Source organism: Mycobacterium sp., assembly GCF_049802695.1.
Taxonomy (GTDB): domain Bacteria; phylum Actinomycetota; class Actinomycetes; order Mycobacteriales; family Mycobacteriaceae; genus Mycobacterium.
In genome coordinates, this window is the sequence record NZ_JBARMY010000077.1 from 1 (window position 1) to 6,687 (window position 6,687).

Here is a 6,687-nt window from a genome sequence, read left to right on the forward strand (position 1 = left end):
CCGGTGCACCGCGCGGTCGCCGAGCAGGTCGAGCAGCTGCTGGTGTGGGATCGCGCCGTGCGGGCTGACGCCCCGGACTCGGTGCACCAGATGCGGGTGTCGGCCCGCAAGATCCGTAGCCTGCTGCAAGCCGCCGAGCAGCTCGGTTCCTCCTACGACGCCTGGATTCTCGACGAATTACGGGAATTGGGTCAGGTTCTGGGGATCGCGCGGGACGCCGAAGTACTTGCCGAGCGCTACCGGCACGCGCTGGACGCGTTGCCGCCCGAATTGGTGGGCGGACGGGTGCGGGAGCGTCTCGTGAAGGGTGCCGAGCGCCGCTATCAGACCGGTCTGCGGCGGTCGCTCACCGCGATGCGGTCGCGGCGCTACTTCCGGCTGCTGGACGCCCTGGAAGCGTTGGTCGCCGAGCCGCCCCCGGCCGCAGTCGAACAAACGCCGATCGAGGAGGTCGTCGCCGCCGCCTACAAACGGGTGCGCAAAGCCGCCAAGGCCGCTGAGGCCGCAGCGCACGCCGACGAAGAGGATCACGACGAGGCGCTGCACAAGATCCGCAAGCGGGCCAAGCGCCTTCGGTACACCGCGGCGGCGGTCGGCGACAGCAAGGTGTCCGAACTGGCCAAGACGGTTCAATCGGTGCTCGGTGACCACCAGGACTCGGCGGTCAGCCGGGAGCATTTGATTCAGCAGGCCGAAGCCGCGCACGCGGCCGGTGATTACACCTTCACCTACGGGGTGCTGTACCAACAGGAAACCGAACTGGCCGAGGACAGCAAACAGCAGGTGGAACCGGCGCTGCGCAAGCTGAAGAGAGCGGTGCGCAACGCAACGCACTAGGCCCGGCCTGAGCTGCTGGGGCGGGCGAGTTGGCCTGTAAGCCGGATCCTGTTCCGCGCGCCTCCGGCGACCGGAGACGCACAGTGGCGACCATCCATCTGGACACACCGTCACCGGGTGCCTCGAGCGGCCTACCCGCAGGCTCGGGCGAGCAACCCTCGGGCGCCTGCGCGATCGCACCGTGATGCGATCTTCTTGGCCTTGCTTCGGGTGGGGTTTACCAAGCCATCCCGGTCACCCGGAATGCTGGTGCGCTCTTACCGCACCGTTTCACCCTTACCACCGCGAACGGTGGCGGTCTGTTTTCTGTGGCACTTTCCCGCGAGTCACCTCGGATTGCTGTTAGCAATCACCCTGCTCTGTGAAGTCCGGACTTTCCTCGACGCGCCGCCGGACCTGACGGGCCGGCGTACGCCGCGGCCGCCCGGCCAACTCGTCCGCGAAGAACACCGTACTCGCTTGGGCAGTGCTCATCGAAGAAAAGCCGGAGCCATCCGCTGGCATACTGCGGGGATGGCCGTTTCCGCGCATCGACACCCGCTGTACTGATGCCGCCGAGCCGGTGGCAGAAGCGCGTCGACTCCGGCGACTGGGACGCGGTCACCACGGCCGTCGACGACTGCGGCGGTGCATTGCTGCCGCAGCTGGTGACTCCGGCCGAAGCCAAGCGGCTGCGGGGACTGTACTCCAACGACGGGTTGTTCCGGGCCACTGTTGACATGGCGCCGCGTCGCTACGGATCCGGCCAGTACCGGTACCTGCACGCGCCGTACCCGGAGCCGATCGAGGCGCTCAAGCAGGCTTTGTACCCGCGGCTGCTGCCGATCGCCCGGGGCTGGTGGGCCAGGCTGGGCCGCGACGCCCCCTGGCCGGACACCCTCGATGAATGGCTCGAAACGTGCCGCACAGCCGGCCAGACCAAGCCGACCGCCCTGCTGCTGAAGTACGGTGCCGGGGATTGGAACGCCTTGCATCGAGACCTCTACGGCGACTTGGTTTTCCCGCTGCAGGTGGTAATCAACTTGAGCGATCCGGGCACCGACTACAGCGGCGGCGAGTTTCTGCTGGTCGAGCAGCGCTTGCGCGCCCAGTCCCGGGGTACGGCAACCCAGTTGCCGCAGGGTCACGGCTATCTGTTCACCACCCGGGAACGACCGGTGCGGTCAACCCGCGGCTGGTCGGCGGCACCGGTGCGGCACGGCATTTCCGTCGTCCGCTCCGGCCGGCGCTACGCGCTCGGGTTGATCTTTCACGACGCGGCCTGAGCCGGGGTTTCCTGCGGCAGCGGCTCGGACTGCTCGCCGACCGGTGGCTGCGGCACGGCTGGGTGCGTACGCCACAGCCACGCGGCGGTGCCCAGCACCGCGGCGACGAACACGTAGACGTACGTGCCGGCGATGACGTCGTCCCAGCCGCCGCCCGGCCGCAGCGACAGCACACCCGATTCCCGCTGGGCACCCAACGAGGTGAACCAGCCGCCGAGCAGAACACTTAGCGGCCACATCGCCCACGCGGAGAACGTGCCGCGCAGCACGTAGGCCCGGTAACCGAGGTGAACAATCAGAGGCGCGAACCACACCCAGTGGTGATCCCAACTGAACGGCGACGCGACGGCGCCACCCATCCCGACCAGGGCCACGCCCAGCACGGCCTGACCGCGTCGACAGGCGATCGCCGCAACTGCCAACGCAACGGCGGCCAGCGCAACCGAGGCCAGCGTGATTCCCGACGAAGGGACTCCCAGGCGCAGCAGGATGCCGCTGACGCTGGTACTGCCCCGCTGGTCAGCTGAGATCCGGTTGACGTCCCGGAAGCCCCGGCGCAGCCAGTAGAACGTGGAATCGGCTGGTAACAGCGCGAATCCGATCAGCACCGTGGCGGCGAAGGTGCCGCCGGCCATCGCCGCGGCACGCAGCCGCCCGATGGCAACCAGGTACAAGATGAACAGCGCCGGGGTCAGTTTGATCCCGGCGGCGAGTCCGATCCCGAGGCCGGCCCACCTGCGGCCCTTTGGCGGCGACCCACTGCGCCCGGCTCCGCCGCCCTTGTGATCGCCGCTATGCGCGGGCCCTAATAGATCAGCCAGCACGACGGCGAGAATGACGATGTTGATCTGCCCGAGCTGCAGCGAGAGCCGAAACGGTTCAAGCCATGCCACCAGGCCGAACAACAATGCGCCGAGACTCCACAAGCCGGTTGCGGCCGTGAGTCGCATGGCGGTCAGCATTCGCCAGATCGCATAGCCGATCAACACGCACGCCAGCGACAACCACAACACCTGCACAGTCGGCTCGGTGAGGAACGCCAGCGGCGCGAAACACAGCGCCGCGAACGGCGGATAGATGAAGAGCAACGTGCGCGGGTTGCCGGTCAGCCCCACGGAATAAAGGTCGAGACCGTCGCGCATCCGTATCGCACCGAAGCGGTAGACCTCTAGGTCGACCTGGGTGGCCAGCGACGGCCAGTGCACGTAGCACCCGATGTAGACCAGCAAGGCGACGGCCAGCACCGTCGGACCACCACGGCGGACCCAGGGAGCAATCTCGCGCGGACCGGTCACGAGTGAGAAAGGTAGCGGACTCCGGCGCTGTTATGTCGGCAAGCGGTCGAGATAAGCGGTCTGGTTCACCAGCCGCACCGAGGAGGCCCCGTCCGGGTAGAACTCGGCGATGCTCAACGACGCCAGGTCCAGATGCAACCGGTACAAGATGCCGGCTCCCGCGTCCAGCGCGACCCGCAGCAGCATCTTGATCGGTGTCACGTGCGACACCACGAGCACCGTCGTGCCGCTGTGTTCATCGATGATCCGGTCCCGCGCCCGCAGCACCCGGGTGTGCACTGCAGCGAAGCTCTCTCCATCGGGCGGCGTGGTGCTCGTGTCGCGCAGCCACTGCCGGTGTAACTCCGGGTCCTGGTCAGCGGCCTCAGTGAACGTCAGCCCTTCCCAGGCGCCGAAATCGGTTTCGATCAAATCCTCGTCGACGTTGACGTCCAGACCCAGCGCCTTGGCGGCCGTCGTTGCGGTGTCGTAGGCGCGCTGTAGCGGCGAAGCGATCACCGCGCTGATGCCCCCGCGCTGCGCCAGATATCTAGCCGCCGCATTCGCTTGCCGCCACCCCAGATCGGTCAGCGCCGGGTTGCCCCGCCCGGAGTAGCGGCGCTGCACCGACAGCTCGGTCTGCCCATGCCGGAGCAGCAGCAGGCGGGTGGGGGCACCGCGGGCACCGGTCCAGCCCGGTGACGAATTCTGCTCGGTCTGCGCCGTGTCGACCGGCTCGGCGACCGGCTGCCCGGCCGCCGGCATCTCGGCCGCGGCGTCCATCGCCTCGTTGGCCAATTGGTCGGCGTGCGAGTTCTGCGCCCGCGGGATCCAGGCGTAGCTGACCCGGTCGAATAGGGAGGCAAGCGCGCGGGCCTGCGCGTGCAGCGCAGCGAGGTCGGGATGTTTGACCCGCCAACGGCCCGACATCTGCTCCACGACCAATTTCGAATCCATCGACACCGCAACCTCGGTGGCGCCCAGCTTGACGGCTTCGTCGAGGCCGGCGATAAGCCCGCGGTATTCGGCGACGTTGTTGGTGGCACGGCCGATCGCCTGCTTGCTTTCCGCGAGCACAGTGTGGTGGTCGGCGCTCCACACCACCGACCCGTAGCCTGCCGGTCCAGGGTTGCCGCGCGACCCGCCGTCGGCCTCGATCACGACTTTCATGTGAAATCCGTGACGCGCAGGAGGATCGCACCGCATTCCGGACAGCGCAGAACGTCGTCCTTGGCGGCCGCGGAGATACGGGCCAGCTCGCCGCGGTCGATCTCGATCCGGCAGGCACCGCACCGACGGCCCTGCAGCGGCCCAGCGCCCGGCCCTCCCCCGGCGCGCTGGCGTTCGTAGAGGGCGACGAGTTCAGGATTGAGCGACGCGGTCAACTCGTCGCGCCGAGCGGAACGCTGCCGGCGGACATCGTCGATCTCGGTGAGCGCGGAGTCGAGGGCTTGCCGGGCGCCGGCCAGGTCAGCCTGCAGGGCGTCGACCGTCGCCGCTTCTGCGGTCTGCTGCGCAAGCACCTGTTCCCGGCTTTCCAACACCTCGAGCAGCGAATCCTCCAGGCTGCTGCGGCGGCGCTGTAGCGTCTCCAACTCGTGCTGCAGCTCTGAGAGCTGCTTGGCGTCGCGCACCGACTGCAGCAACGCCCGGTCCCGCTCCTCGCGGCGTTGTACCGCGTCGACTTCGGATTCGAAGCGCAACACCTGGGCGTCCAGGTCCTCCAGCGCTATCTGCAACGTAGCCAGCCGGTCATTCGCAGCGACCTCGTCGACCCGTATCCGCTCGTAATCCTGCCGTTGCGGCAGATGGTTGCTGCGATGTGCGATGCGCGCCAGTTCGGCATCGAGCTCCGCCAATTCCAGCAGCGAGCGTTGTTCTGCCACGTCAGCTTTCATCGCTGGCTTTCGTCATGCTCTCTCCGGTCTCGATGTTCCAGGGATCGGTGCGCAGGCCGCAAACCCGAACAGGCATTGCCGCACCGAAAGCACCGCCGATTACCTCGGCCGCCTGGCGGCACCAGGGGAACTCGCTGGCCCAGTGCGCCACGTCGATCAGCGCTACGTCGGATGCCCGGCGATGTTCGTCGGCCGGGTGGTGGCGCAGGTCCGCCGTCAGATAAACCTGCACGCCGGCCGCGGCGACAGTGTCGAGCAGCGAGTCCCCCGCCCCGCCGCACACCGCCACCCGCGACACCGGCATGTCCGGGTCACCGGATGCGCGCACGCCCCAGGAGGTCCGGGGCAGCGCTGCCTCGACTCGGCTGACGAAGTCGCGCAGTACCTGCGGGTGCGCCACGGTGCAGATCCGGCCGAGCCCGACATTGGACGACGCTGCGGCCTCGCTGGGCTGCAACACCGCGTCGACGGTTAAGCCGAGCGCCTGCGCCAGCGCATCGGACACCCCCGGCGACGCGGTATCGGCGTTGGTGTGCGCGGTGAACAGTGAACGCCCGGTGCGGATCATCCGGTGCAGCAGTGCGCCTTTGGGCGTGCTGGCCGCGACGGTGTCGACCCCGCGCAGCAGCAAGGGATGATGCGCCAGTAGCAGGCCGCCGTCGGGCACCTCGTCGACCACCGCGGGCGTCGCGTCGACGGCGATCGTCACCGAGTCCAGCACGTCGCCGGGGTCCCCGCAGACCAGCCCGACCGAATCCCACGGCTGGGCAAGGTGCGGTGGGTAGGCCTCCTCGAGCACGGCGATGACATCGGCAAGCCGCACAGTCATCGGGCCGCTCCGTTCACCGCGGCCGCGGCGATCGCCTCGGCCAGCAGCGGCCACTCCCGCCGGACCGCGGCCCGCAGATAGCTTCCGTCCAAGCCGACGAAGGTATCGCAGCGCCGCACCGCAAGCTTCTTTGCCAGCAAGTGCGTTCGCAGGGCCTCGGCGCCCGGTGTGCGGAACAACACGAACGGCGCGGGCCCATCGACGACGTCGACACCGGTTGAGCGCAGCCCATCCGCCATCTCGGCCCGCAGCACCGCCAACCGCCGGGTGTCGGCGGCGGCTTCGGCGACCGGCCCCGCTGCACAACACGCCGCGATTGCGGCCAACTGCAAGGTACCCAGCGGCCAGTGCGCACGCCGTGCGGTCAGCCGGGACAATAGCGGTGCCGCGCCCAACGCGTAGCCGACTCGCAGCCCGGCCAGCGACCAGGTTTTCGTCAAGCTGCGCAGCACCAGCACATCGGGCAGCGCGTCAGCGGCCACCGACTCGCGCTCCCCGGGCACCGAATCGGCGAACGCCTCGTCGACCACCACGATGCGGCCCGCGCGGCGCAACCGGAGAATCTGTTCGCGGCTGTGCAGCAC

The 6,687-nt window shown here is 68.6% G+C and carries 7 protein-coding genes and 1 other RNA gene; 2 read left to right on the top strand and 6 right to left on the bottom strand.

The annotated features are described in order from the left end of the window. On the top strand, positions 1-837 hold an 837-nt coding region (locus WA317_RS02730), incomplete at its 5' end, for a CHAD domain-containing protein (RefSeq protein ID WP_425171578.1). Between the two features lie 21 nt (positions 838-858). Here the strand turns inward: WA317_RS02730 and rnpB are convergent. After that, positions 859-1,273, bottom strand: an RNA gene (gene rnpB / locus WA317_RS02735) — RNase P RNA component class A. Positions 1,274-1,385: 112 nt separating this feature from the next. Between rnpB and WA317_RS02740 the strand changes: the two genes are divergently transcribed. Then, on the top strand, positions 1,386-2,102 hold the full coding sequence (locus tag WA317_RS02740; protein WP_425171579.1) for a 2OG-Fe(II) oxygenase: 717 nt from the start codon (positions 1,386-1,388) through the stop codon (positions 2,100-2,102). Here the strand turns inward: WA317_RS02740 and WA317_RS02745 are convergent. From WA317_RS02745 to WA317_RS02765, 5 genes are all read right to left on the bottom strand, one after another. After that, a complete protein-coding gene (locus tag WA317_RS02745; protein WP_425171580.1) occupies positions 2,087-3,397 on the bottom strand; it encodes a glycosyltransferase 87 family protein in 1,311 nt (436 codons plus the stop codon). The two genes, WA317_RS02740 and WA317_RS02745, sit on opposite strands and share 16 nt — an antisense overlap. A 30-nt stretch (positions 3,398-3,427) precedes the next feature. Further along, entirely contained in the window at positions 3,428-4,546 is a 1,119-nt protein-coding gene (locus WA317_RS02750) for a bifunctional RNase H/acid phosphatase (protein WP_425171581.1), read from the bottom strand. Then, positions 4,543-5,274, bottom strand: a complete 732-nt coding sequence (locus WA317_RS02755) for a zinc ribbon domain-containing protein (protein WP_425171582.1) — start codon at positions 5,272-5,274, stop codon at positions 4,543-4,545. The genes WA317_RS02750 and WA317_RS02755 overlap by 4 nt, the downstream gene beginning before the upstream one ends. Beyond that, complete coding sequence (locus tag WA317_RS02760; RefSeq protein WP_425171583.1) at positions 5,264-6,103, bottom strand: Nif3-like dinuclear metal center hexameric protein; 840 nt, start codon at positions 6,101-6,103, stop codon at positions 5,264-5,266. Before WA317_RS02760 ends, WA317_RS02755 begins: the two co-directional genes overlap by 11 nt. Beyond that, positions 6,100-6,687, bottom strand: a 588-nt coding sequence (locus tag WA317_RS02765) for an aminotransferase class I/II-fold pyridoxal phosphate-dependent enzyme (RefSeq protein WP_425171584.1), incomplete at its 5' end; no start/stop codon positions are given. The genes WA317_RS02760 and WA317_RS02765, both read right to left, overlap by 4 nt.

Excerpts from the sequence above, each read along its gene's own strand:
- WA317_RS02760 (WP_425171583.1), bottom strand. The coding sequence starts at position 6,103 with ATGACTGTGCGGCTTGCCGATGTCATCGCCGTGCTCGAGGAGGCCTAC.
- WA317_RS02740 (WP_425171579.1), top strand. The coding sequence starts at position 1,386 with ATGCCGCCGAGCCGGTGGCAGAAGCGCGTCGACTCCGGCGACTGGGAC.
- WA317_RS02750 (WP_425171581.1), bottom strand. The coding sequence starts at position 4,546 with ATGAAAGTCGTGATCGAGGCCGACGGCGGGTCGCGCGGCAACCCTGGA.
- WA317_RS02755 (WP_425171582.1), bottom strand. The coding sequence starts at position 5,274 with ATGAAAGCTGACGTGGCAGAACAACGCTCGCTGCTGGAATTGGCGGAG.